Annotated in this window: 1 protein-coding gene; it reads right to left on the minus strand. The window is 48.8% G+C overall.

All coding sequences use genetic code 11. The features are described 5' to 3' along the window. A partial coding sequence (locus R7M72_RS25500) for a DHHA1 domain-containing protein (RefSeq protein WP_318056509.1) occupies window positions 1–1,113 on the minus strand: 1,113 nt, incomplete at both ends.

Genomic DNA, 1,113 nt, shown 5'->3' on the forward strand with positions numbered 1-1,113 from the left:
TTTGATCGCTTCTGGTAATGCTGACACATCAGTACCACCAGCTTGCGCCATGTCAGGACGACCACCGCCCTTACCACCAACCTGCTCTGCAACCATTTTAACGAGGTCGCCCGCCTTAACTGTGCCTACCAGATCTTTCGTCACACCAGCAATCAAGCCAACTTTGTCATCTGTTACGTTTGCTAGAAGCACAACACCTGAGCCCATTTGGTTCTTGATGTCGTCAACCATTGTACGTAGGTTTTTGCTATCTGCGCCTTCTAGTGCAGCAACCAGTACTTTCGTGCCGTTTACTTCCACTGCTTTACCCATGATGTTTGCGCTTTCAGCAGCAGCCATCTTGTCTTTAAGCTTCTGAAGTTCTTTTTCTAGCGTTTTCGCTTTTTGTGCAGATTCTGCTAGTTTCTCTTCGTATTTTGCTGCTTGAGCTTCGATCGCATCTAGAGCTGCTTCACCTGTTACTGCTTCAATACGACGGATGCCCGCCGCGATACCGCTCTCCGAGGCGATCTTGAATAAGCCGATATCGCCAGTGTTAGAAGCGTGTATACCACCACAAAGCTCTGTAGAGAAATCGCCCATAGACAGTACGCGTACTTCATCATCGTACTTCTCGCCAAATAGTGCCATTGCGCCTTTCTTCTTCGCAGACTCAATGTCCATCACGTTGGTTTCAATAACGTGGTTGCGACGAATTTGCGCGTTCACTAGACGCTCAACTTCTTTTAGCTCTGCCGCCGTTACCGCTTCTAGATGAGAGAAGTCAAAACGTAAGTTTTCTGCTTTAACCAAAGAGCCTTTTTGCGTCACGTGCTCACCAAGAACTTGACGAAGTGCGGCGTGTAGCAAGTGCGTTGCTGAGTGGTTTAGAGAGATAGCTGCGCGACGTTCTGCGTCAACGATAGTAGCGACTTCATCGCCTTTCGCTAGAACACCTTCCGCCATAACACCGTGGTGTGCGATTGCGTTGCCTAACTTTTGAGTATCTTCTACTCGGAATACACCAGCTTCAGTGCGGATTTCACCCGCATCACCACATTGACCGCCTGACTCAGCGTAGAATGGGGTTTCACCAAGCACAATGATCGCTTTGTCGCCAGCAGATAGAGAATC

The organism is Vibrio sp. YT-18 (assembly GCF_033337345.1).
In the GTDB taxonomy this organism is placed as follows: Bacteria; Pseudomonadota; Gammaproteobacteria; order Enterobacterales; family Vibrionaceae; genus Vibrio; species Vibrio alginolyticus.